This is a genomic window from Pseudomonas fluorescens (assembly GCF_000968015.1).
Classification (GTDB): Bacteria; Pseudomonadota; Gammaproteobacteria; order Pseudomonadales; family Pseudomonadaceae; genus Aquipseudomonas; species Aquipseudomonas fluorescens_W.
Window position 1 is genome coordinate 91,006 of the sequence record NZ_LACH01000047.1, and the last position, 22,818, is coordinate 113,823.

The 22,818-nt window shown below is 55.1% G+C and carries 23 protein-coding genes; 11 read left to right on the top strand and 12 right to left on the bottom strand.

Translation table 11 applies throughout. The annotated features are described in order from the left end of the window. The first annotated feature begins 6 nt into the window (after nt 1–6). The 10 genes from VD17_RS20665 (at nt 7) to VD17_RS20705 (ending at nt 5,568) form a co-directional block, all read left to right on the top strand. Entirely contained in the window at nt 7–669 is a 663-nt protein-coding gene (locus VD17_RS20665) for a hypothetical protein (protein ID WP_046055409.1), read from the top strand. 130 nt (nt 670–799) lie between these two features. Then, nucleotides 800–1,000, top strand: coding sequence for an immunity 22 family protein (locus tag VD17_RS32685; RefSeq protein WP_259674585.1), 201 nt, complete (start codon nt 800–802; stop codon nt 998–1,000). A gap of 298 nt (nt 1,001–1,298) precedes the next feature. Continuing rightward, entirely contained in the window at nt 1,299–1,769 is a 471-nt protein-coding gene (locus VD17_RS20675) for a hypothetical protein (RefSeq protein WP_046055410.1), read from the top strand. Between the two features lie 184 nt (nt 1,770–1,953). Beyond that, the gene (locus VD17_RS31755; RefSeq protein WP_080932047.1) at nt 1,954–2,382 is read left to right on the top strand and encodes an SMI1/KNR4 family protein; all 429 of its coding nucleotides are present in this window, start codon (nt 1,954–1,956) and stop codon (nt 2,380–2,382) included. Between the two features lie 189 nt (nt 2,383–2,571). Beyond that, nucleotides 2,572–3,177, top strand: a complete 606-nt coding sequence (locus tag VD17_RS31280; protein ID WP_052962725.1) for a hypothetical protein — start codon at nt 2,572–2,574, stop codon at nt 3,175–3,177. A gap of 84 nt (nt 3,178–3,261) precedes the next feature. Continuing rightward, nucleotides 3,262–3,588, top strand: a complete 327-nt coding sequence (locus VD17_RS20685) for a DUF7716 domain-containing protein (RefSeq protein ID WP_259674586.1) — start codon at nt 3,262–3,264, stop codon at nt 3,586–3,588. A 93-nt stretch (nt 3,589–3,681) separates the two neighbouring features. Then, on the top strand, nt 3,682–4,017 hold the full coding sequence (locus tag VD17_RS20690; protein ID WP_046055412.1) for a DUF7716 domain-containing protein: 336 nt from the start codon (nt 3,682–3,684) through the stop codon (nt 4,015–4,017). Nucleotides 4,018–4,110: 93 nt separating this feature from the next. Further along, complete coding sequence (locus tag VD17_RS20695; protein WP_046055413.1) at nt 4,111–4,461, top strand: hypothetical protein; 351 nt, start codon at nt 4,111–4,113, stop codon at nt 4,459–4,461. Between the two features lie 160 nt (nt 4,462–4,621). After that, nucleotides 4,622–5,056: a hypothetical protein gene (locus tag VD17_RS20700; protein ID WP_046055414.1), complete on the top strand. Its 435-nt coding sequence runs from the start codon at nt 4,622–4,624 to the stop codon at nt 5,054–5,056. 17 nt (nt 5,057–5,073) lie between these two features. Next, nucleotides 5,074–5,568, top strand: a complete 495-nt coding sequence (locus tag VD17_RS20705; protein ID WP_259674587.1) for an immunity 22 family protein — start codon at nt 5,074–5,076, stop codon at nt 5,566–5,568. Between the two features lie 287 nt (nt 5,569–5,855). Here the strand turns inward: VD17_RS20705 and VD17_RS20710 are convergent, their stop codons facing one another. From VD17_RS20710 to VD17_RS20740, 7 genes are all read right to left on the bottom strand, one after another. Then, the gene (locus VD17_RS20710; RefSeq protein ID WP_046055416.1) at nt 5,856–6,668 is read right to left on the bottom strand and encodes a VanW family protein; all 813 of its coding nucleotides are present in this window, start codon (nt 6,666–6,668) and stop codon (nt 5,856–5,858) included. Between the two features lie 357 nt (nt 6,669–7,025). After that, nucleotides 7,026–7,604, bottom strand: coding sequence for a hypothetical protein (locus VD17_RS20715; protein WP_046055417.1), 579 nt, complete (start codon nt 7,602–7,604; stop codon nt 7,026–7,028). A 120-nt stretch (nt 7,605–7,724) separates the two neighbouring features. Next, nucleotides 7,725–7,967 (bottom strand): hypothetical protein, encoded by a 243-nt coding sequence (locus tag VD17_RS20720; protein WP_046055418.1) that lies wholly within the window; start codon nt 7,965–7,967, stop codon nt 7,725–7,727. Nucleotides 7,968–8,092: 125 nt separating this feature from the next. Then, on the bottom strand, nt 8,093–9,148 hold the full coding sequence (locus VD17_RS20725) for a lipocalin-like domain-containing protein (protein ID WP_046055419.1): 1,056 nt from the start codon (nt 9,146–9,148) through the stop codon (nt 8,093–8,095). After that, complete coding sequence (locus tag VD17_RS20730; protein ID WP_046055464.1) at nt 9,138–11,609, bottom strand: ABC transporter permease; 2,472 nt, start codon at nt 11,607–11,609, stop codon at nt 9,138–9,140. The genes VD17_RS20725 and VD17_RS20730 overlap by 11 nt, the downstream gene beginning before the upstream one ends. A 1-nt stretch (nt 11,610) precedes the next feature. Then, complete coding sequence (locus VD17_RS20735) at nt 11,611–12,279, bottom strand: ABC transporter ATP-binding protein (protein WP_046055420.1); 669 nt, start codon at nt 12,277–12,279, stop codon at nt 11,611–11,613. 187 nt (nt 12,280–12,466) lie between these two features. Continuing rightward, nucleotides 12,467–13,267, bottom strand: a complete 801-nt coding sequence (locus VD17_RS20740; protein WP_046055421.1) for a class I SAM-dependent methyltransferase — start codon at nt 13,265–13,267, stop codon at nt 12,467–12,469. A gap of 453 nt (nt 13,268–13,720) precedes the next feature. Between VD17_RS20740 and VD17_RS20745 the strand changes: the two genes are divergently transcribed. Further along, on the top strand, nt 13,721–14,107 hold the full coding sequence (locus VD17_RS20745; protein WP_046055422.1) for a hypothetical protein: 387 nt from the start codon (nt 13,721–13,723) through the stop codon (nt 14,105–14,107). A gap of 3 nt (nt 14,108–14,110) precedes the next feature. Here the strand turns inward: VD17_RS20745 and VD17_RS20750 are convergent, their stop codons facing one another. The 5 genes from VD17_RS20750 to VD17_RS20770 all read right to left on the bottom strand — a co-directional run bounded on the left by VD17_RS20750 (nt 14,111) and on the right by VD17_RS20770 (nt 22,572). Then, nucleotides 14,111–15,541 (bottom strand): sigma-54-dependent transcriptional regulator, encoded by a 1,431-nt coding sequence (locus VD17_RS20750; protein WP_046055423.1) that lies wholly within the window; start codon nt 15,539–15,541, stop codon nt 14,111–14,113. Continuing rightward, entirely contained in the window at nt 15,510–17,003 is a 1,494-nt protein-coding gene (locus VD17_RS20755; RefSeq protein ID WP_046055424.1) for an ATP-binding protein, read from the bottom strand. Before VD17_RS20755 ends, VD17_RS20750 begins: the two co-directional genes overlap by 32 nt. Nucleotides 17,004–17,105: 102 nt before the next feature. Then, nucleotides 17,106–18,125, bottom strand: coding sequence for an SCO family protein (locus VD17_RS20760; RefSeq protein WP_440130577.1), 1,020 nt, complete (start codon nt 18,123–18,125; stop codon nt 17,106–17,108). Nucleotides 18,126–18,142: 17 nt separating this feature from the next. Further along, nucleotides 18,143–20,950 carry a multicopper oxidase domain-containing protein gene (locus VD17_RS20765; RefSeq protein WP_046055426.1) on the bottom strand — a complete coding sequence of 936 codons (2,808 nt, stop codon included), beginning with the start codon at nt 20,948–20,950 and terminating at the stop codon, nt 18,143–18,145. Nucleotides 20,951–21,123: 173 nt separating this feature from the next. Continuing rightward, nucleotides 21,124–22,572, bottom strand: coding sequence for a sensor histidine kinase (locus VD17_RS20770; protein WP_046055427.1), 1,449 nt, complete (start codon nt 22,570–22,572; stop codon nt 21,124–21,126). Between the last annotated feature and the right edge of the window lie 246 nt (nt 22,573–22,818).

The window sequence follows — 22,818 nt, forward strand, 5'->3', positions numbered from 1 at the left end:
CTACCAATGTTTATAGTCAAAACAGACATCAAAACAAACTCGTACATTGGTGGTAATCCTGTACTTCCATCAGGAGTAGATGCGCCGAAAAGTAAAAGCGACGTACCACTAACTTTTTTCTTTACCATTGAGTTCCCTGCCACGCACGCGTTCAGCGGCTACACGTTAAGCTTTTTCAGTGCTACAGATGAATCCGATGAAAATCTTACGATACCCGAAATGCTTAGTACGGACCTAAAGAATGCAATTATTCCAAACGGCTTTTTAAGAACATATCAAAAGCTTTTCAAAACATATTTATTTAAAACAGAAACAGCTAAAACATTAAATATAGCCTCCCGCATAAAACTTCAACATCTAGAGTTTTCCACCCAAGAAAATGGAGAAATCTTTGGCTGGGCTGGTCTACCTCCAAAATGGATACTTGAAGACGAAGCTCCGTCCACTTACGAAGGTGAAAGTCTCGATTTTCTACTCCAAGTAAAACGCGACCAGGCTTTTGACATTACAGACGCAGCCCCACCACAAAAAGAAATTAATATATTTGGCGGCGAAAAAGACAGAAAAAAAAGAAATTACTTCTTCTTCAATCAAAATGAAACGTACTTTTTCGGCCAACCCTCAAAGGCTTTTGACAACAACGTATATATTCTTACTCAATGCGACTAAGCCAAAACAATTAAGAAAAAAAGAAAAAGGGGACAAATTTATTTCCACGCAATCACGAAAATAAATCTGTCCCATTTTGTTCGCTGCGCCGATGCTCTGCCCTCAGGACTAAAAATTGAGGAAACAACTAATGGGCTCGAAAAAAATCGTTTCTATTTGGAAGGCGAACACCGATTGGGAACCGTCTACGCTTCGAGATGTGATGAGCCCAGAGTATTCTGACGACGGAGACTTTCTTGGCACTGAGTTCAGCAAGGCTTTCTTACTTGGTTTTGTTGACGATGACACTGTCGAAGCAGATAAAAATCGAGCCAACAAATTCTCTAATTGATGCAATTGACGGGTGCTCATACGACTTTGACATCGCGTCTGACATGAAAAATAAAAACACCCCTCTGACCGAAGCGCCTATAGACACCATAGTTGCAATCTACGACTACTCCTTCTCGGCCCCCCCTCAAAATACTAAACTCAGAAATAATCTCTTTACATACCGCGGATGCTTTGAATACCAAGACTAAACTCTCAGAGAATAGAAACAAAGGGGACAGATTTATTTTCCACGCAATCACGAAAATAAATCTGTCCCTTTTTGGTTCAAACCAATTTGAGGACTGGGAAAAACCTCAATGAAAACCAAATTTCAGATCGCACTAGAAAACAATGAGCCCTCCGAGTTCTTTAAAGGTCAAGGACAATATTTCTCCCGAGACCCTGATTGGGGAGATCATCTCTATATAAACAACTGGCAAGGTCTCTGCGGATATCTAAAATCTAAAGAAAGCCCAAACAAAATACTACTTGACGTATTCAGTAAATATTTAACATCACTGCAGATCCGCTACGAAGATGCGGACTCCTTGCTGTTAAATATAAGCTGTTACTATCTAATGCGAAATGATACATCGTTCATGCCCGAAGACAGCTTTGACTTAATAGCGAACCTTAGCGAAAGAAACAAAAAAACAATCGGCGAACTGTTCAGACTTCTACGTAGAGAGTACGCCAACCAAAATGCTGGCAAGCCTGTGATTAGCCTTAACCAATTTCTGTCTGAAATAAAGACAAATGGTTGCAGTTTTGATCTAGAAAAACTGTAGCTGACATCAAGAAAAAAAAGAGAAGAAAAACTGAGATAGATTTTTTTCTAAACAAAAAAACCCGGAAATAGGGGACTAATTTATTTTCTATGTAACCACGAAAATAAATGTGTCCCTTTTTTGTGCATGTTTCCATCGCCTCCAAAAAGAGGGCGTAGATTTATTCACTGCAAGGGAGCCATATATGAAATTCGACTGGAATTCTTATGGGATTGATCCAGGATCTTCAGTTGATTGCGATACGATTTTCCAAGTACAAAAACTACTTGGTGTAGTTTTTCCAGAATCATTTTTGAATCTAGTCACATACTCCAATGAAGCTTCTCCAGAAATATCTTCATTTTCATATGGTAATGAAGAAACCTGCATAAGCGAGTTCTTTTCTTTCTCGCCTGTTGTGACCCCGTATACCATCACATGGTATTTAGGGGCAGGAAGACCCCTTGGCCTTCCCAAAGGAATGGTCCCTATAGCAAGGGATGCAGGTGGTTACCTGGTTTGCCTGAATTTTAAAACGTTCTCAATCACTGTTGAGATTTTTGATACAAACTCGCGCAACGTTTACTTTATTGCTAATAGCTTCGATGATTTTGTTAACTTGTGGAGCGAATAGAGGGCTTCATAGTTGAGGAAAAAAAGGGGGACGAACAACGAGCGTAGATTTATTTTCCACGCAAACACGAAAATAAATCTGTCCCCTTTTGGCTCCTTTTAGTTCTCTACAGCCACTGCCCCAGAGAAACGTTGGTACCCCCTATTGGTCCTTCAACCAGCGCTTTCACCCCGGACAGGATTCCACCGCATGCCTTACCCCGATCTGCAAAACGCTGTTCAACGTGCCGGACTCACCATCACTGATTACTCAGATCAACGAGACTATTTTGGCTGTTGGTCGCTAACCGTCGAAGGCCATGGGCGCACCTATTTAATCGTCAACGAAGGTCGAGACGGTTGGCTGATGTTTTATCGCGCAGACGCGGCGGGGACAATGACTGAGTTGGACAAGAAAGAATCGGCCTGGATGGATGACACCGACAAAGCAACCCAATGTCTGATCTGGCTTTCTGACAACCGCCCTGCCCCACAGCCCCACAAAGTCCGCAGTTACTACGTGATTGCGGAAAAGGATCTTGTACCGCAGCAGCCCCATAGTTCTGATTGGCCCAAGTTGATAGGCTACTGCTACGACGAAGCTTACTTCTTGTTTTTTGAAGGCAAGGGTCATGGACTGGTTGGGACAGCAATGCCGGCTTGCAAAGCGAAAAGACCTGAGTGGCTGGCGATATTCGCGGCGCTGGACGTGGAGTGGTTTCTGGACTTTCTGGAAACGTCGGGGTTCACATCCGAAGAGGAATTTGTCCTGACGTTGAACGCGAAAGTTGGTTCGCTCAGCGTATATCGATATTAAGTCAGGACAGTCAGTGAAAAAAACATTCAGTCAGAAAACAAAGGGAAGCTTTGGCTAGGCGGTCGAAAACAAATGACGAACCAAATGAAAAAGATAAAATTTGCTGATGTTCTTTCTGATGTTGCGAACCTAGACTGGGAAGACGCACTTTATTTACCAAAAAATAAAGAAGAATGGGGTCTGAATTGCGAAGCAATTATCGAAAACCCGGACAATTACGAAGATTGTGATGTGGATGACAATCCAGTAGCCATGTCGAAAATCAATTACAGGTATGTGTTACTTTGCGACGACCTATTGTCCATCATAAAAAACCTACAAGAGCAGAGCGCCTGGTATGATTTGGATAACGCTTACAAAGCATTTATTTTCTACTTCGAAAATGACAGCTTTATTAAATTAAATGCTTAAGCTAGAACAGTCGATTGTTTGGGGTCTCTTGCCCGTCGTTTTGGGCAGCGCATTAGAAAAAAGCGTGCCCCTTTTTGGTTGTGAATATTAACGATGAAATACAATAAAACTATCAAGCTTGCCGATCTAATCGATTTTTTAAAAACACAGAAGAAAACCCTTACCTATTGTGTTTATGGAAAAGGATCATCGGACAAAGCGACTCTGGAAACCGACTGCGTGATTGATGAATACTCGGAGATCACCGATGACGATGAAGAGATTTTCCCAGAGAACATTACTCAAAATAATCTCGAATTTTGGTTTACCGATGAGCTTTTGGAAGATGTTACATTCAACGTACTGAAGCAAAAAAAATCTGCTACAAATGAGGAAATACTAAAAGCCATAAAACATTATAATGAGCGCGACAGCTTTATGGACCTATAAAAAAATTGAACAAAAGGGGACAGATTTATTTCCACGCAGTCACGAAAATAAATCTGTCCCCTTTTGTTGTTGGTTCCTGAGGATTTTTGAGCCATGACCAAGATTAGTATTGCTTCTGCACCCCCTTCTGATGACCTCAAAGCTGCAAAATTTCTACACCAACGATTTAAGATGTCACTGGTGGGCTCACAAAAAAAACTTGCCATGGGTGATAGAGGCTTTTTTTACACATGTAATCTTTACGGAAATGACCATGTTCAGCGCGAAAAAGACATTCGCGACATAATTACCTTCTTCAGTCAAAAGAAACTTCCACTGCTGCTCCTGAAAATCGAAGATGAACAGGAATGGGGGGATTTAGATACAGACAACCTTAGTCAATATTCAATATCTGAAGAGGAACTGCTAAACGCTCTGGATTCATCTAAAGGACTTTACGAGTAGCCGAGCCCTTTCTTCACACTTGAATACCTGACCGGCCTTCGACGAAAAGAGTAAAGGAAAAGGGGGCGGATTTATTTTCTATGCTGGCACCTGTAGACAGAAAGCTATTTGACAAAGAGGTTCCTCAATGTTGTAGGGGGCGCGCAGCCGAGGTAAACAAATGATACCCAAAGACTTAGTTAGCCTGATAGAAAAGCAGCCAGGCAACATACATAGAACCGACAAGGACCTGGCTATAAGCGCTCTTGAAACACTTGGGGTCGCTCCAGACAGCGAGTTCGGTAGTATTTATATAAATTACCTACCTGCTAATTTTCAGAGCTCTGTATCTGACGAATACATTTTTGACATATCCGAGCCCATAGAGCAGATTCTGATGGGGACTGAGTTCATTCACGACATGTGGGAGCTACCAGAAAATTACATAGGCTTCACCTCCTTGCAAGGTAAAGGAGGTTATTTACTCGACAAGAATAGCGGTGGCGTTTGGGACTTCGGCTTAGCTCAACGAGAAGACTTCGTATCTGGCCTAACTCCTCCAAAGTGGAGTGGTTTTTTTGAGTTTGTCAGGTGGTATCTTTCGACAACAAAATAAAAAACGGGACTAAAAAAATGGAACAGATTTATTTTCCACGCAATCACGAAAATAAATCTGTCCCCTTTTGTTCGCTGCGCCGATGCTCTGCCTTCAGGACTAAAAAATTGAGGAAGCAAAAAATGGGCTCGAAAAAAATCGTTTCTATTTGGACGGCGAACACCGATTGGGAACCGTCTACGCTTCGAGATGTGATGAGCCCAGAGTATTCTGACGACGGAGACTTTCTTGGCTCTGAGTTCAGCAAGGCTTTCTCACTTGGTTTTGTTGACGATGACACTGTCGAAGCAGATAAAATCGAGCCAACAAACTCTCTAATTGATGCAATTGACGGGTGTTCATACGACCTTGACATCGCGTCTGACATGAAAAATAAAAACACCCCTCTGACCGAAGCGCCTATAGACACCATAGTTGCAATCTACGACTGCTCCTTCTCGGACACCCCCAAAAACACTAAAATCAGAAATAATCTCTTTACATACCAAGGAAGCTTTGAATATCAAGACTAAACTCTCAGAGAATAGAGAATAAGGGAAAGATATACTACTGCACTTTAAAATGAATCTGTCCCTGAGAAATCCCATCAATGTTAAACCGGAGACTTCGACTCGCATACCGGGAAACCGATGAAAGTGAAGATTGATAAGAGCCTCGAACGCCTGGATCGTTTGAGCCATGTCGAATACTTATGATCTGCGCAGATCTCAAGCCGATGCCTCTATGACGATGGCGCGCTTTTGCACGACTTTGCGTTAAAAAACGAGCGATCTATCGATCAACCGTTTTTTTATACCCTTCAACTCAGCAACCCTTCCTCAACCTCATACTTAACCACCACCCGATTCTTATAAAGCCGCTCACTCTTCAACACCTCACTCTCCTGCCCCTTGCTCCTGATCTCCCGCCATATCTCGTTCTCGCGAAAAACCCGCCCACCGTCTCGCACAAACCGATGCCCAAGTTGATAAACGTGATATCGAAACTCTCTCACCTGATCGCACAACAACTCCCCTTCCAACTGTTGCTCCGCGACATTGAGCTTCAACTGAAAATGGCGTTCGGTCGGGTTATGCAATACCAGGTCAATGTAGTTGTAGAAGATCGCAGCCCCGGACCCGAATGGCAGGACCCGCCCGTCGTCAGGAAAGGGATCGAAGCTGTGGTTCGACCGCTCAACCACGACCAGCGGCGAGTGGATCGCCATCCAGTGAATCAGGTTGCTCAGTTGGCAGATCCCGCCGCCGATGCCGCTGCGTGCTTCACCAAATGACAGCTCCATGCCTTCGACATAACCGCGTTTGCGGGTGGGTCGACCCACGAGGCGGCAGAATGAAAAATATTCGCCAGGACCGATGATGACGCCGTCCATCGAAGCGACGGCCAGTTTCAGGTTGATGACTTTGTTGTGTTGCAGGGCAAGATCGGAGTTGCCGAGTTTGCGGATCAGTTTGGAGGTGTGCTTGAGGTAGCGAAATGGCAAGCGGGAAACGGTGTTCAGCGAAACAGCGTATTGCTTGCGGGAGAAGCGCCAGGCCAATTGCCGGAACAGTCTTTTTTGCCACACGCGGAGCCAGTAGAGCGCCGGGTGGTAGAGAGAGAGTGGTTTCATCCGTGTCAGAACGGCGGCTGCCGTTTTCTTCCTTGATCTGCAAAATACCGCGCATTTTAACGTATTGCTGCAGGTGTGTATCGCACGCCGAGAAGGTGTTCGCCCAGTGTAATGGCCTGGCAATCCATGCACCGGTAAAGAGCCCTGACACTGGGCGAACGGGAAGTATTTTAATTGAAGTCTTCGAATATGTCCGCGTACATGAACATGAAATTTATCGAAACAACATTTGATTAAATGTCGGCCCAAATACAAATTTACAAACCCGCAAACTCACCAGTTAGACCATTAAAACTGATTACTCTTATACAGAAAAGTTGTACAAGAACAATCAACATATAGAGCTAATACTCAACTTCAGTGCTTGCTGGTCACTGTCAATATGTCGGTATAGGTCACAACGACACTCTGTCCAACTTTCAGGTCTTTCAATTTCGCTTGAACTTCAGGTCTTACGACGTCAACGGTCTTGGACTGGCCGGCGGGGTTTTCGAAGGTTACCTGGTTTTTCTTCAGGTCGATTTTGGTGATTTTCAGTTGGACCTGCACCTGACGGTAGGCTTCGCCGCCCGGGTTGTCGCTGCCGGGGGCTGCGCGGACTTCGCCAGCGCGTTCGACGGTGCCTGGCAGGCCTTTGTCGACATCGGTGTCGAGGTAGGCGGCGACAGCGCTAGTCACCTTGACATCGACTTGGTCGCCGACTTTCAAGTTGCCGAGGTTTTTGGCCTTGTCGGTCAATTGCACATGGACCTGACGACCTTCCGGCCCCTCCAGGACGACCTGATGGTTGGCAGCATCGACCGAGACAACTTTGGTGGTGACCTGATCCGCCTCCACAACGGCAGACAGCGGGATGTCCGCAGCCATGGCGCTAAGGCTGGCGGCAGACAGCAGCGTTGCGAGGGTGATGGCTTTGGTCAGTGTGTGAAGTTTCATAAGCGGTACATTCCCTGTGAATTGGAGGCAGCAACGAGCGCTGAACCACCGTTCGGCGCCCTCTGCGCAAATGAGCATAGACGCTGATCAGGGAGTGTTCGAAGTTTCTTGGAGCGCTCCTCAAGCCTCGGGATCGTCGACTTCTTGGGCGACGTTCACGGCAGGCGAGTCTTTATGGGATTGATCGGCCTGGGCCTTCAAGGCTTGCCACTGTTCCAGGTCAATGGCGCCCTGCCCCAGCAAGTCGTCGGCCACCCGCAGCAGTTCGGCGTAATGGGCGTCGGGGGATTGTTGCCAGTAGGCCTTGTCTTCGAACAGGCGCTGCCAGGCATCGAGGTCGGGGGGTTTTAGGTCTTCGCTCATGAGTGAGCTCCTGCTGGGCGTTCTAACGGTAGAGGCTTGCGCACCGTTTGGAGTTCCGGGGGATTTGGTGAGAAGCAGGGTCAAAGGATCGCAGCCTCGTTTCACTCGACAGCTGCTACAGGGGGTTAGTAGCCGGTCATTTCGAGGTAGCCCGTCCCGCCGCTGAATTGCACGGGACCTTCCCAATACGGTATGCGCAAATCCATCCAGGCATTGGGATTAAGGGCGCTGATCGTGATGTCGAGGTGTTTGTCGGGGATTTTGATCGACCAGCGCACCGGCATCAAACGTCCGGCGACTTTGGCGGTGTCTTGCGGTGTGAGGCTGATGTCGGTGGCGTGCAGCAACTGCGTCTGGCCTTGAGCGTCGATCCAGGTGCCGGTGAGGTAAGGCGCGCCGTCCTTCTGCCGCATGCGGTAGAGCATCACCTGTTCGCCGCTGTCGAGGTGCAGGGAAAACCAGTCCCAGCCGGTCTGGTTGGCGGTCAGGGGTTGGCTGCTCCATTCGCGGTCGAGCCAGGCCGGACCATTGACTTGATACGTTTTGCCGTCGATATCCAGTGTGCCGCTGGCCTGAAAAAACGGCTGACTGTAGTAGTACGACGCCTGCCCCTGTTCGGATTTCTGGCTGAAGCCTTTGTCGCCCTGAAGCACCAAAGGACGTGTGGAGGTCAGCCGCAGTTGATAGCCAAAATCCTTGTCCCGGGCGCTGAGTTGAAGCTGCGCCATAGGCTCGGAACCCTGACTGCTGAAACGCCAATCATCGATCCACGCGTTGAACGGTTCGAGACTCACGCCAGCCTGACCAACGCCACCACGGGCGTAACGCTCGGCGGCGTGATGCACCGTCGCCGATGTCACGGCCGCGTGGCCAAGCCAGATGATTTGATTACCCCAGCCGGCCACTTCGGGCGTCGCTTTCAAGGCGCTGCGAAACAGCGTCCACTGCGCGCCGAACTCGCGTCCCTGATCGTCCTTGAGGTTGGCGGTGACGTACCACCATTCAATGCGAAAACCGTCATGAGGACCGTGATCCGCCGGAAAGCTGAACACCCGACCGGGCACCACCGGGGTGAACGCGGCGGCCTGATGACCCAGCCCGGCGAAGCCTTTCTCAACAGGCGCCGAGTTATCGCACCCGCTCAATAACGCCAATAGCAACACACCGACCTTAATCTTCATGAGCAAACGTCCTCAGCAGATCCGCCGGTTGCGTGCGGTACAGCGAGTACAGCGGCCACGCCGACGCCAGTAAAGTCGCCAACAGCGCCAGCCCCATCAACTGCAACAGCTGCAGCGGAAACACCCGCAGCGGCAAGCGCCAACCGAAGGCCTGGACGTTGATCACCGTGTCCAGGCACCACGCCAACGCGATCCCCAATGGCAACGCCAGCACCAGGGTCAGCACCGCCAGCAACCAGGTCTGCCCGAGATTGAGCAGCATCAGTTGCCGGCGAGTCACGCCGAGCGCCCACAGGGGGGCGAGTTGCCCCAGGCGGCTCTGACTTTGCGTCAACAGGCTGATGAACAGCGCCACGCCCGCCACACAGAGGGTCAGGCTGTTGAGCGCGGCGGTCGCGGCAAAGGTGCGTTCGAACACTTGCGTGGACCAGCCCTTGAGCCGGGCCTGGTCGACGATGCGGCTGTCCTCCAGCGTGAAGCGGGTTTGCAGCGCGGTCAGGAAATCAGGGATCAACGTCGGGTCGATGCGCAGGTTGAAACGGCTGGGTGTCAGCTGCGGCCAGCCGCGCAGCAGATGGTTGACGTTGACCAGCATGTGGCCCTTGGGATTGCCGTAGTCGGCGTAGATGCCGACGATCCGTGGCGACCAGGCGCCGTTCGGTGTCGGAATCGTCAGGTTATCGCCAAGGCGCACCTTCAGCCGACGGCCCAGTTGTTCGCTGAGCATCAGCGCATCGTCCTTGGCCAGTCGGTCCCACGGGTTGTCGCCCAAGGCTTCCAGCAGCGGCCAATGCTGGCGATACGTCGGGTGATCGATCACGCCGAAGACGTCCGCCGGCCAGCCTTGCAACTGGATCGACACTTGCCAGTTGGGCAGCACCGCCGTGAGTCCGGGTTGCTGCTTGAGCCAGGTTTGCAGCTCTCTGGCCTGGGCCGGATTTTGCGGATTAACGTAGAGTTCGGCGGTCAGGCGTTGTTCGAGCCAATCGCTGAAGGTCTGACGAAAACCGGCCGTCATGCTGCCCGCGCCAATGTTCGCCGCCAGTGCCAACAACAGCGCCATCAGCGCCAGGCTCAGGGCCGGCAGTTGCTGACGGCAGTCGGCGAGAAACCATTGGCCGAGCACCGAGCGACTGCGATGCAGCACCCGATTCAACACCCAGTTGAGCACCACCGGCAACGCCAGCGCAGCGCCGATCAACAGTGCCGCCATCAGCACGAAGCCACTGCTCAGGCTGTCGCCAAAGATCAACGCCAGCAGTGCGATCACCGCAGCAATCGCAGCAACCCAACCTTGGCGCCGCAACCAGCGCGCGTGAGCCTGATGCCAGGCTTGCGGGTCGGCCAGGGCCAGCAAAGGCAGGCGCGCGGCCCGCAACAAACTGTTGGCCCCCGCCAACAACGCGCCCAACAGACTCAGGCCGACGCCGCTGAGCCACCACCACGGACTGAGGCTCAACTGCCCCGCCACTTCGGCGCCGTACAACCCGCGCAGACTCGCGGCGACATCCGGCAACAGCACGCTGGCCAGCAGGTAGCCGCTGGCGACGCCGACCAGTCCGCCGATCAACGCCAGCCCACCCAGTTCAACCGCCAGACAGGCAATCAGCATCCGTGCACTGACACCGCAGGCGCGCAGGGTTCTGAGCAAGCCACGACGTTGCTCCAGCGCCAGGCCGATCGCGGCGTGGACGATGAACAGGCCGACCACGAATGAAAGAAAACCCAGCGCATCGAGGTTCAGGTGAAAGCTTTCGGTGAGGCGCGACAAATTGTTCTCTTCGCCGCTGGTTTTGAGCTGCAGTTGCCCCTTGAATTGCTCAGGCAGCGGCGCGGTGAAACCCTTCGGCAGCAGCAGGCGCGACAGCTGATCCGGCAGGCCCAGAATCTGCTGGGCGAAGCCGATGTCCACCAACAACACACCGGGGGCCATATCAGGTTGGGCATGCAGCGGCGGCAAGGCCTGACCACTCAAAGGCAGCGGGCGTTCGCCTTCATGCAGACCCAGTGCCTGCAACGTCTGCGGCGAAATCCAGGTACTGCCCGGCGGGCTGAAAAACTCGACAACCTGCTCAATCGCCAACCCCTGCCCGGCCACTGAGGAACCGGCGGGCAGCGACACCGGCTCGATCCCCATCATCTGCAAACGCTGGTCTTCGTGACCCTTGAGCGTCACCCGGCCTTGCAGGACCGGCGACACCGGCCAACCCGCACGACGCAGATCGACAAACACGTGCTGGGAAAAGGTTGCACCACTGGGTGAACTGAGGCTGGCCTGGGGTTCGCCGCCGATCAACTGACTGGCCCGGGCATAGCTTTCGCGCGCCTGGCTGTTCAGCGCCTGCACGCCGGTCAGCAGACTGGTGGCGAGCCAGAGCCCGGTCAACACACTGAAAAACTGCACCGGATGCTGCCGCCAATGACTGAGCAGCGCCCGCAGCGTCTCGCGAAAGACCCGCACCTCAGCGCTCGTCCGCGCCAGCCAGACGGCCACCGTGGAGCACCACTTTTTCGGCCAAGCGCGCGGCAACGCGTGGGCTGTGGGTGACCATCAACAAGGTGGTGGGACTGTCGTCGAGCAACTCCAGCAACAACTTCAAGACCTCATCGCTGGCGGCTTCATCGAGGCTGCCGGTGGGCTCGTCGGCCAGCAGCAGTTTTGGCTGCGACGCCAGGGCCCGGCCCAGCGCGACCCGTTGCTGCTGGCCGCCGGACAGCTGTTCCGGATAACGCCGCAGCAAATCAGCCAAGCCCAGACGTTGCACCAGATGCGCCTGCCAGCGCGGATCATGGCGCCCCGCCAGTCGTGCCTGGAACGCCAGGTTGTCCTCCACGCGCAGACTGCCGATCAGGTTGAACTGCTGAAACACCAGGCCGATTTCGGTCCGCCGCCAGTTCGCCAGTTGCCCTTCGTTCATCTGCTCCAGCCGATGTTCGCCGCTGCGGATGCTGCCGCGATCAACCTTGTCCAGTCCGGCAATCAGGTGCAGCAAGGTGCTCTTGCCACTGCCCGACTCCCCCATCAACGCCAGGCTGCTGCCGGGTTTCAAGGTGAGGTCGACACCTTGCAGAACCGCTAATGGGCCCTGGGGAGTGGCGTAGCTTTTGAAGACGCCTTGGACCGAAAGCATGGGGGAAACCGTTCGATGTGCGTGGAGCAAGGATAGCGGACGGTAGCGGCACCGCGTTATCGTTCATCGTCGGAACGCCGCCCGGAGCAAGCTCGCTCCCACAGTAGATTTTCGTCGTACACACAATCTGTGTCTCATGGAGGTCAAATGTGGGAGCGAGCCTGCTCGCGATGCAGGCGACGCGGCTTTAGGTCTTCACCGCCACCCACGTAAAACACAACGGCAACTGCGCCGTTTGCTGCTCATACCGATCATAAAGCTCCTCGCGGTTGGAATGCGGGTACTCCTTGAAGTGGCTGATCTGCAATCCGGCGTCGATGGCGCCGGTGAAGATGGCGCCCAGGGTGTGGACGAACCAGTAGGACGGAGCCGTCTGCCGATCGACTTTGCCTTCGTAGACGATCGGTTGGTCCTGCACGAAAGGTTCGCTGCGAAAGTACGAGCTGTCCGGCCGATACGGATCGGCGGACTCGGGGTCGAACATTTCGAGGAAGGGATGGGTTTCGTACACCACCAGGCTGCCACCGGGCTTGAGGGTTTGCGCGACGTGGCGCAAGAATTCGCCGATGTCCGGCATCCAGTTCAACACGCCGATGGTGATCAGGGCCACGTCGAAGCGGCCATGAAGTTCAGGCGGCAAGTGATGGATGTCTGCCTCGATGAACTCAGGCGCATGGGGCGAGCGTGACGTCAGTTCCCGCGCCTGATCGAGAAAGGCCTCGGACTGGTCGACGCCTACGACGCTTCGGGCACCCAACGCAAACAACGAAAGGCTTTCGCGGCCGTTATTGCAGCCCAGTTGCACCACGTCCTTGCCGTCGACACCCACGTGTTCCAGCAAACCTCGGAGGGTGTCGTCCATGCAGCAAAAATCCCTGTCACCCACAGCCGTCAAACGGGCCTGCCATTCGGGGGTGTCTTTGTGGTGTCGGGCGGAGTCATTCCAGGCATCGCGGTTGCTGGCGATGGCTTTTTCTTTTGTCGGCATTTCCTTTGCGCGCTCCAGACTGGGGTCTTGATTGACCGGCACGAGTATAGGGGGCGTTCTCAATTAGTTTCCACGCCGCGTTGTCGCCTTAAAGCGGGCCAGGCAAGGCGCAGGCCGCTGGGAATGGTTGTTCCCTTTCCAAGGCCTGCAACGCAGCCTGGCCCGCTTTAAGGCACAACCCGAAGCGCCGGGCCTGCTGTTGTGCAGGGCTGCGTTGCTCGAAGCTTAGTTGGAATGACCAAACCACGCTTCTCGCGCCTTGCCCTGCGCAACAGCAGACCCGGCGCGGTGTGGAAACTAATTGAGAACGCCCCCTAGATCAGCGTTTTGAAAAACCCCATTGAGTCTTTGTTCAAATCTTGTATTCCGCGCATGGCGAACGCGCGCTCGTACGGGAGCTATAGTTAATGACCTTGGGGAATTGCGGGAAAAACCGATTTCGCAGGTGCTGCCATGAAAACAACTGATCCGAGGCTACTGCTCGCCCTCTGCCTGATCACCACAACCGGTGCTTACGCGGACGACAGCCTGACACCCACTACCGATTACAGCAGTGGGTTCAACTACTACGGGGCCGACCAACCCTTCGCTCACCCCGTGCCACCGTCACTGAGCACGGTGCCGCCCGGCTCGTACATCCCGACAGCACCTCAGGACTTCATCCCCATTTCGAGTCAGCATGTGTTCTACGACTCAAGATTGCCGACGGTAGCGGATGCCACGGTTCGCGTGTTCATCCGCTCCTACGATCAGCAACGCGGTGTCTACGTGAACGAAGAAGTCCTCGACCCCACGTGCCTGCTCGCCTGCCTCAGCCGTCAGGGGCCATTGATGCAATAAGGCCTACCACTGGCGCTTCTCCGGGCGCGCGAGGCCGAGTTTCTCGATTCGGTAGCGCAGCATGTCGCGGCTCAGGCCAAGCAGCCGTGCGGACTTGGTGACGTTCCAGTCGGTCTTGTCGAGCATCTTGCGCACCATGTCGCGCTCCACTTCCGGCAGGTTCATCGACTCGGTGCCGTAGTAGACCGGACGCGGTTCGCAGTATTGCGGCTCTTGCTGAAACAGCAGTGGCTCATCCACCAGGCTAAGGCACACGTTCAATTGATGGGCGGCGATGGTGTCGCTCTGGGCCAGCAACACGGTTTGCTCAAGCATGTTGCGCAACTCGCGCACGTTGCCCGGCCAACTGTAGCTGAGCAGCAATTCCTCGGCCTGATCGCTGAAATGCAGGTTCGGTTTGCCATAGCGTTTGCCGTGGACCGCCAGGAAGTGCCGGGCCAGCAGCAGGATATCTGCACCGCGGGCATACAGGCGCGGCACCTTGATCGAGATGATCCGCAAACGGAAGAACAGATCGCGGCGGAACTTGCCCTGCTGGACCATTTGTTCGAGGTTGCAGTTGGTCGCACTGATCACCCGCAAATCGACCTTGCGCTCCTTTACCGAGCCGACCCGGCGGATCGTCCGGTCCTCCAGCAGCTTCAGCAGTTTGGCTTGCAGCAACAGGTCCATCTCGCCGACTTCATCGAGAAACAGCGTCCCGCCATCGGCCGCTTCCACCAGCCCGACGCGGCGGTCCTTGGCGTCGGTGAAGGCGCCCTTCTCGTGACCGAACAGCTCCGACTCCACCAGGTTGGAAGGAATCGAGGCGCAGTTGAACTCAATGAACGGGCCTTTGCTGCGCGGGCCGTCGAAGTGCAACGCACGGGCCACCAATTCCTTGCCGGTGCCGGTCTCGCCTTCCACCAACACCGGAGGCAGATCGGTATTGGCCATGCGCCGCTCGGCGTCGATTAACTGGCCAATGGTGCTTTTCAGGTACTGCATCGGTGCCGATTCGCCGATCAATGCCTGCACCCCTGACTTCTGCGCTTCGCGCTCCTGATAGAACGACAGTGTGCGTTCCATTCGGTCGGTGGCCATGGCCTTGTCCAGCAGCAGTTTGAGCTCCGGCAGCGCCACCGGCTTGGTGACGTAATGGAAAGCGCCCTCTTTCATCGCCACCACGGCGTCTTCGACGTTGCCGTAGCCGGTCATCATGATCACTTTCAGATCCGGCGCGCTGATGCGCAGCTTCTGGATCAGGTCGTGACCGCTCATGCCCGGCAGCGAGTTATCGGTCAGCACCACGTCCGGGACGAAAGTGCCCAATTGGTCCAGCGCGTCCTCAGCCGAGTGGCAGACCGTCACCTCGAAGTCCTTACGCTCCAGGTAGGTCTGAATATTCTCGGCGAGGAGTTCATCATCCTCGACCAGCAGAATGCTGTGCTCCATATACCCCTCCCGTTGCCACTTTGAAATTGAGACAAACGCGGGTTCCTTCCTGCTCTTGGCTGGTCAATTCGACCGAGCCTTCGAAACGCTCCATTATTCTTTTGACCAGGGCCAGGCCCACGCCCAACCCTCCTTGTTTGGTGGTGAAAAACGGCTTGAAGGCCATTTGTTGTTGCTGTGTGGTCATGCCCTTGCCGGTATCGCTCAGGGTCATGCGCACGAGTCCGGGCTGCGGCGTTTCGATATCGATACTCAGCACGCCGCCCTTGGGCATGGCTTCCAGGGCATTGGCAAACAGGCTATTAAGAATTTGCGTGAGCAACACCTGTTGGCTGACGACCGGCGGACAACTCTGAGGGGTGAAACGCACGTCGATGCCTGAGCGTTTGATCAGCGCGTCAAACGCACTCAACGTGTCGTCGATGACCAGCACCAGGTCTACCGTTTCGTAGTCGTCGTTCACGGGTCGCAATGACACCAGCAACTCCCGAACCCAGCGCGACATGCGATCGACCTGGTTGATGATGTCGCCGATGTTCTTTTGCGCGTTCTGGCTGGCGATTTCCTGAGCCAGTTCGGCACTGGAACGAATGTTGGCCAACGGATTGCGCAAGCTGTGGGCCACCGCCGAGGACATTTCCCCCAGCGCGACAAAGGTCTCGTTGCTGATCAGTTGTTTCTGCTGGCTCTGCAGCAGCGTGGACGCATGCCGCACAATCCAGAACAGTCCGAGGTAGATGGCCAGGCCGCCGAGCAGAGTTGCCAGCCAGATCGACTTGAAGCCACGCTGGATGCGTTCCACCAGGTCCACGGGTTCCTTGTAGATCTCCACCATGGCGATCACTTTGCTTTTGTCGGCATTGAACATCGGGATGTAGTTCTCGATGAACAGGTATTCAGGCTCGCGCAGCAGTTGCTGCTCGGGGCGCTCCTCATCAATTTGGTGGTAGCTGGTGGACACGGGTTCCTTCATTTCGAAAGACTCGTCCAGTTCCTCATCACCTTCGACGCGCATGCCAATCATTTTCGTATTGGTCGACCAGACCACGGTGCGATCCAGGGCGTACACCACCGCCAACAGCGTGTCCGGCAGGTGTTCGACATGATCGAGAAACTCTATACGGGCAGCGGCACGGGCCGCCGGATCTACGTCGGGATAGGCAATGTCATCGCGCGGATCGAGCATTTCCCCCATGGTTCTTTGCAAGGGGATGCCGGCATGGCGAATTTCTGCATCACCAATGGCCTGAATGAACTGCGCAGTCAGCAAGGAATCACGCTCAATGCTCTCATCGACGACGAAACGCGTGGACACGTAGCCCAACCCCAGCGCCACGGCGGCAATAATGAAAAAACTGCCCAGGGAAAACCAGCGCAGCAAATTGAACTGTCCTCGCCAGCCCTTGCTGTCTGCTGCCGACATCGCCGACGCAGGTATTTTTTGTTGTTCTGGTATCTGCATAGGACCTTCCCGGTTGCCTTGCATCAAGCCTTTTCAGCCGCGTTTCGGATCAGTGTAGGTGGCATTGATCGAGACTGACGGCCCCAATGTAGTATTAAGCCGCTATTGCGATTGCGCTGCCTGCAGCGGTTGCTGACGATCGGTCTCTTCTTGCAAAAACCCTATGATTGACTGCGCAGCGTTCTCATCCAGGCGCAGGTTGGGCATGGGAATTTTGTCGAAACGTTCAAACAGCTCCAGCGCGATCGGGTCTTTTTCCGCCAACATGCGGTCCGGCTCGCGAATCCAGCGACTCAGCCAGGCCGGATCACGCAGGCGAGTGACGCCGATCAGGTCCGGGCCGATGCTGCGCATGCCGAGGCCCTGCCCGTCCATCGGACCCAGGCTGTGACACGATGCGCAACGGGTGCGAAACAGTTCTTCGCCGTTGCTCGGAGGACGAATATCGGGCGCATCCGCGTAGCTTTCTTCAATACTGGGCTGCTTCCAGTTCTGCAGCGTGTTGGCCAACTGATCGGCCAGAATCCACGGATTTTCGAAAGGTGAAGCTTTCATCCAGCGGCCCGTGGTCTGGTTGCCGACAATCAGACTGAGGTTGTGGTCCTTGTTGCGCCCGTTGTCGACGCCTTCGATGAACAGCCCGAGTTTTTTCCGCAGTTCGGTGACGTCGGCAAATTCCCCGGTGAGAAACTTCCAGCCCGGCCCGACCTTGAAGCGTTGTGCGTAGGCCTTGAGCACGTCGGGTGTATCGCTCAAGGGGTCGATGCTGATGGAGTAGAAAAAAATGTCCTGGCCGACCCGGTCCCCCAGCAACTTCTGCACCTGACGCAGGCGCGCGGTCTCCAGCGGGCAAGAGTCGCTGCATGACGTGAAGATGAAATTGATCACCACCACTTTGTCCTTGATCAAGTCATCAAAGAAACGCACCTGCCGACCGTTCTGATCGGTCAGCAAGGTGTTGGGAAAGTAATCGCCGCCCCAGGGTGTCGCCGACTCCGTCGGTGACGACACCGACGGAGCAGCTTCATGAGCCACCAGCACCCGACTGGCCAGCAGGCAGGTGACCAGCATCAAAACCAGGTGCATGCCCAGGGCGCGGTAGCGTGGCGTATGCAGTTTCATGTCGGCTCCCTCGCGGCTCATGGTTTGGCCACCGCTTTAGGGCCGTAACCGTCGCCAGTACGGAAGGTTGGCAGCGCGGCGGAGTTCACGTAACGCACACCATCCCAACTTGGCAGCGGTGTCGGCATCAGCTGGAATTGCCCGGGTTTCTCAATGTCCCAGCGCAGCAGCATGGAGTTGTCCTCATGCTGAGTGTTGTGACAGTGCTCCATGTATGTCCCGGCGAACTCGCGGAAGTTGATCGCCATCTCGACGTTGTCCAGGCCATCCTTTTCCGAGCCGATGCGGTAGACGTCCTTGCGTGCCCATTTTTCCCATTCCGGTGGCGCCTTGCCGCCGCGACTGAGGATGATCCCCTCCTCGAAGTGCACATGCACCGGGTGGCTCCAGCCCTCGCCGCCGAGCTTGATGTTCCACACTTCCAGGGTGCCGAAACCGGTCACACCGGCATCGGTGGGGCCACTGGCCAGTTGGGGCGCGGCGTTCAAACGCCGTGGGTCCATGGAGAAACCGAAACCGCCATCCGTCTTGACCGTCCACGGTGCTTCATCGGTGCCGTCGGAACGGCCGAAGGTGAAGGTGCGGTGACGGGCCTTGGCCAGCAGCGCCTTGTCGGCGATGTTGTCGCGGTGAATCTTCAGGGGGATCATCACCAGGCCTTCAGCCTTGCCCGGTTTGGCCGGTTCATAAGCAGCCGGGTCCATGGCCAGGTCCTGACCGGTGTACGCCTTGACATTGAGTTGCAACACTTTGCCGACCGCCGGGTCACCGTCTTCCCACTTCGGCCCCTTGCTGGTTTGCTTGATGATCGCCTTGTATTTCTCGGACAGCACGTCAGCCAGGGAGGCGGGTTCTTCCGGGCCCTTGCCGTCTTCGTGCACCAGCAGGTTGACGAAGAACAGCTTGTCGCCCGGTTTGATCCCGTTTTTCGAGAAGTTGACGATGATGTCGAAACGCTCGGCGATGCCCATGGTTGGCAGTATCGCGTTGTGGTTCTGTTTATCGCCGTCGGCATCCAGGTCCATGCTGCCGTCGAACGGCACGGTGTGTTCCATGAGGTTGCCGTCGTTGGCAATCATGTGGAACGGCACGCGGGCATACGACACTCCCGACCCGGCTGGCCCTTGGAACTCCCCGCTGGTGCCTTTGATCTCGCGCACGAGTGCCAGTTTGAAGTAGCGCGACACCGAGCCATTGAGCATACGGAACCGATAGCTGCGGGCGCGCACATCCAGGGCCGGTTTCCACTGCCAGTTGACCAGCACCTGATCACCGAGGAAGCCGTCGGTATTGAACGGGTTGAACCACAGTTGACCGTTTTTATCCCACGCCTTGTCGGCAAACAGCAGGTTGACGTCGTAGTCGCGGTTACCCCACGGCAACGCCGAGCCACTGGGAAGACGCAGGTTGACGCCGTCATTCACCGACTCATTGCCGCGGTCCAGCGCGCTGTAGTAGTTCATCATCGCCGCGTTGCCCTTGTAGACGTTCTGCGCGGTGAAATCGAGCATGTGGTCGTGGAACCAGTGGGTGCTCATGGTTTCGCGCCAGTCGCCGCGGATCTTGATCGTGCCGTTGTTGCAGGTCTTGAGGCTGGGGATGAGGTCGTTGGTCCACAGGGTTTCGCCCGGCGAGCACGGAAACGCTGCACGCGGGTCTTCAGCCTTGGTGTTGATGCTGTCGTAGCCGGCCAACTGGATCGGCCAGCGATAGTCGTAAAATTGCCCGGGGAAGTAAAACGCATTGGCATAACCGTCGCTTTCCGCCGGTTGGTGGCCGTTGTGTTCGTGGGTGGTGATGGTGTGCAGACCAAAACCCATGTTCGCCGACGGGTCGATCGGCAAGCCGTTGTAATGGCGCATCAACACGGGTTGTCCGTAACGCACCATGAGCAACTTGGGCGGCAAGGTGCCGTCGAAGGTCCATACCGAGTTGTGGTTCTGCACCGGCATTTTCGGGTGAAAACGCGCATCGACGCCTTTGGCGGTGCCGTCGGTCGCCGGTACGCCCGCCACGTTGTGATAGAGGCCGCCAGGGCCAAACTCGCCCACGGCATAGCGGTGCATCTGACGACTGTCACGCAAACCGGTATTGACCCGTGCACCGGTTTGCACGGTCTTGTAGGCCGTCTGCGGGTAAAACTCGTTCCAGCGCTGGTGCGACCAGCCTTTTCCTGGCGGACGGCCTTCAGCCGAGGAGCCGATACGGCGGTTGAGGAAAAATTCGATCTGCTTCTGCCACGGGTTACGGTCGACCACGTTGGAGTACAGACTCGGGAACGGTGTCAGCCCCGGTTGACGCAGAAAGGCGTCGAGTGCCGCACTCGGTGGCGCACTGCGGGCTGCACTGGTGGGGTCCTGCTGTGGCAACGGGCCGATGGCTGGCGGTGGAAAACCCAACGGCGCCGCCGGTGTGGTGGGGTCGAGTTTTTCCGGGCCGAATTCTTCGAACAGCACCAACTGCTGAGTAAACGGTAGAGCACCATACAGCGGGCTCGGCTTGCCGTTGGTGGGGTAGTTGAAACTGGTCTGCACCGCCGGCGGCAGGATGTTTTCCACCTGCGTGGTGTCTTTGCTGCCTTTGACGCCACCCGGCAAGTCGAAGGAATCCAGATTAGCCTCGGGCATGGTCAAAATGGCGTTCAACGCCGCCGCTTTGTCAGCCGGTTCATCGTGGTAAGCCGAGGGGTCGGAAGGTTCTGGCTGTCGCTCGTCGTCGATGGGGCTGGCGCGCAGAGTCGCTGAGCCCAGCGTCATTGTCAGAAGAACGCTCAGAGGCGTCAGGAGACCGAACCATTTGAAGGGGTAACGCGCTTTTCTGTCCATCACCAGCCGCCTCGAAGTAATGAAGGGGGTAATGGGGGTGGTGCAAGGACCTCGCCAGAGTTGTAACCGGTTTTTACGAAAGTATTAATACTTGTCAAAACAATGGCTTATCAACATCAATGTGCCATTACTGGGGAATGACACCCGCTAACGGGGAAAGTTCACACCCGTTTTCAGGGGACCAATTTGAACGACAGACGGACACTCGTGCCCTCGCCTTCCCGGCTTTCCAGGGTCACCGCACCGCCAAACCGTTCCATGATCCGCTTGACCAGCACCAGCCCGACACCCAACCCACCTTGTTTGGTGGTGAAAAACGGCCGGAAGGCCATGCTGCGCTGTTCTTCGTTCATGCCTTTGCCGGTGTCGCTCACCACCACGCTGAGGCCAAGGGAATCGGTCGGCTCCAATGTGATGGTTAACGTGCCGCTCTTGTCCATGGCTTCCAGTGCATTGGCCAGCAAACTGTTGAGGATCTGCGTCAACTGTACTTGTTGGCTCAGGACCATGGGCGTCAGCTTCGGTTCGAACACCACGTGGACCGAGGCTTTGGCGATTTGATGCTCGAATGCCATCAGGCTGTCATGCAGCGCCGCCACCAAATTGACAGGCTCGGCATCATCGTTGAGCGGACGCAAGGATTGCAGCAGCTCCCTCACCCACTTCGACATGCGATCCACTTGGCCGATGATGTCGTTGATGTTCTTGTGGGCCGGGCCGCTGTCGAACTCCAGCGCCAGTTCGGCGCTTGAACGGATGGTCGCCAGCGGATTACGCAAACTGTGGGCGACCGCTGACGACATCTCGCCCAGGACGACAAAGGTTTCGTTGGTGATCAGTTGCTTTTGCTGCGTCGCCAGCAAAATGGCCGCCCGGCGCACGATCCAGTACAGCCCCAGGTAAATCAGCCCACCGCCCAGTGCAGTGGCCAGCCAGATCAACACCAGGCCTCGCTCCATGCGGCTGATCAGGTCCTTGGGCTCCTTGTAGATCTCGACCATCGCCGTGACTTTGTCGCCGTCGGCATCGAACAACGGAATGTAATTCTCGATGAAGATGTATTCCGGAGGCGTCACGAACTTCTGTTCCAGGCGGCTCTTGTCCACATCGTGATAACTGACCGACACAGGAACTTTGGAAGCAAAGGCTTTCTCCAGGTCTTCGTCGGCGTGGATCGTGGTGCCCATTAACGCCGGGTTGGTCGACCAGATCACCCTGCGGTCGGGGGCATAGATGTTGGCCAGAATCACGTCCGGCAAGTGCTCGATATGGTCGAGGAATTCGCCCCGGGCAATGGCGCGGGCCAGCGGGTTGACGTCAGAAAAGTTTTTGTCGTTACGCGGATCGAGCAGCTCGCCCATGGTCCGCACATTGGGAATTGATACGTGGCGCACTTCGACCAAGGCTATCGCCTGAATGAACTGGGACGTCAACAACGCATCGCGTTGCACGCTTTCGGTAATCACGAACCGGGTGGACACCGCCCCCAACGCCACCGCCACCGTGCCAATCACCGCCATGCTGATAAGCGAAAACCAGCGCAGTAAATTGAACGGCTGCTTGCGCGAGCTCAGGCGAATATCACCCCCCTCGGCCTGGAGTGCTTGAGTAGGCATGTCCATGGACGTGTTCCCGACGAATCCCCTATAGGGTTATAGCCCACTCATGGTCGTTTGCCCGACGTTGAGTCTCGTCCCCCTACTTCTTCCTTATCCCCATCTACCCCCAATTCTGGGGACAGTGGCCCGCGCCCAAAAACCGCGCTCCGATGCCGCTTGTGAGTGACACGCCCATGACTCGGGCCTCTGCCGGTCGTTTTCGCCGGTTGGTATGGAAGTTGCCGAACCCTCGCAACTGACCCGTCCCCA

What these genes read in the sequence shown, in the direction of transcription:
- VD17_RS20665 (WP_046055409.1), top strand. Translation starts at nt 7, where the DNA reads ATGTTTATAGTCAAAACAGACATCAAAACAAACTCGTACATTGGTGGT.
- VD17_RS32685 (WP_259674585.1), top strand. Translation starts at nt 800, where the DNA reads ATGGGCTCGAAAAAAATCGTTTCTATTTGGAAGGCGAACACCGATTGG.
- VD17_RS20675 (WP_046055410.1), top strand. Translation starts at nt 1,299, where the DNA reads ATGAAAACCAAATTTCAGATCGCACTAGAAAACAATGAGCCCTCCGAG.
- VD17_RS31755 (WP_080932047.1), top strand. Translation starts at nt 1,954, where the DNA reads ATGAAATTCGACTGGAATTCTTATGGGATTGATCCAGGATCTTCAGTT.
- VD17_RS31280 (WP_052962725.1), top strand. Translation starts at nt 2,572, where the DNA reads ATGCCTTACCCCGATCTGCAAAACGCTGTTCAACGTGCCGGACTCACC.
- VD17_RS20685 (WP_259674586.1), top strand. Translation starts at nt 3,262, where the DNA reads ATGAAAAAGATAAAATTTGCTGATGTTCTTTCTGATGTTGCGAACCTA.
- VD17_RS20690 (WP_046055412.1), top strand. Translation starts at nt 3,682, where the DNA reads ATGAAATACAATAAAACTATCAAGCTTGCCGATCTAATCGATTTTTTA.
- VD17_RS20695 (WP_046055413.1), top strand. Translation starts at nt 4,111, where the DNA reads ATGACCAAGATTAGTATTGCTTCTGCACCCCCTTCTGATGACCTCAAA.
- VD17_RS20700 (WP_046055414.1), top strand. Translation starts at nt 4,622, where the DNA reads ATGATACCCAAAGACTTAGTTAGCCTGATAGAAAAGCAGCCAGGCAAC.
- VD17_RS20705 (WP_259674587.1), top strand. Translation starts at nt 5,074, where the DNA reads ATGGAACAGATTTATTTTCCACGCAATCACGAAAATAAATCTGTCCCC.
- VD17_RS20710 (WP_046055416.1), bottom strand. Translation starts at nt 6,668, where the DNA reads ATGAAACCACTCTCTCTCTACCACCCGGCGCTCTACTGGCTCCGCGTG.
- VD17_RS20715 (WP_046055417.1), bottom strand. Translation starts at nt 7,604, where the DNA reads ATGAAACTTCACACACTGACCAAAGCCATCACCCTCGCAACGCTGCTG.
- VD17_RS20720 (WP_046055418.1), bottom strand. Translation starts at nt 7,967, where the DNA reads ATGAGCGAAGACCTAAAACCCCCCGACCTCGATGCCTGGCAGCGCCTG.
- VD17_RS20725 (WP_046055419.1), bottom strand. Translation starts at nt 9,148, where the DNA reads ATGAAGATTAAGGTCGGTGTGTTGCTATTGGCGTTATTGAGCGGGTGC.
- VD17_RS20735 (WP_046055420.1), bottom strand. Translation starts at nt 12,279, where the DNA reads ATGCTTTCGGTCCAAGGCGTCTTCAAAAGCTACGCCACTCCCCAGGGC.
- VD17_RS20740 (WP_046055421.1), bottom strand. Translation starts at nt 13,267, where the DNA reads ATGCCGACAAAAGAAAAAGCCATCGCCAGCAACCGCGATGCCTGGAAT.
- VD17_RS20745 (WP_046055422.1), top strand. Translation starts at nt 13,721, where the DNA reads ATGAAAACAACTGATCCGAGGCTACTGCTCGCCCTCTGCCTGATCACC.
- VD17_RS20750 (WP_046055423.1), bottom strand. Translation starts at nt 15,541, where the DNA reads ATGGAGCACAGCATTCTGCTGGTCGAGGATGATGAACTCCTCGCCGAG.
- VD17_RS20755 (WP_046055424.1), bottom strand. Translation starts at nt 17,003, where the DNA reads ATGCAGATACCAGAACAACAAAAAATACCTGCGTCGGCGATGTCGGCA.
- VD17_RS20760 (WP_440130577.1), bottom strand. Translation starts at nt 18,125, where the DNA reads ATGAAACTGCATACGCCACGCTACCGCGCCCTGGGCATGCACCTGGTT.
- VD17_RS20765 (WP_046055426.1), bottom strand. Translation starts at nt 20,950, where the DNA reads ATGGACAGAAAAGCGCGTTACCCCTTCAAATGGTTCGGTCTCCTGACG.
- VD17_RS20770 (WP_046055427.1), bottom strand. Translation starts at nt 22,572, where the DNA reads ATGGACATGCCTACTCAAGCACTCCAGGCCGAGGGGGGTGATATTCGC.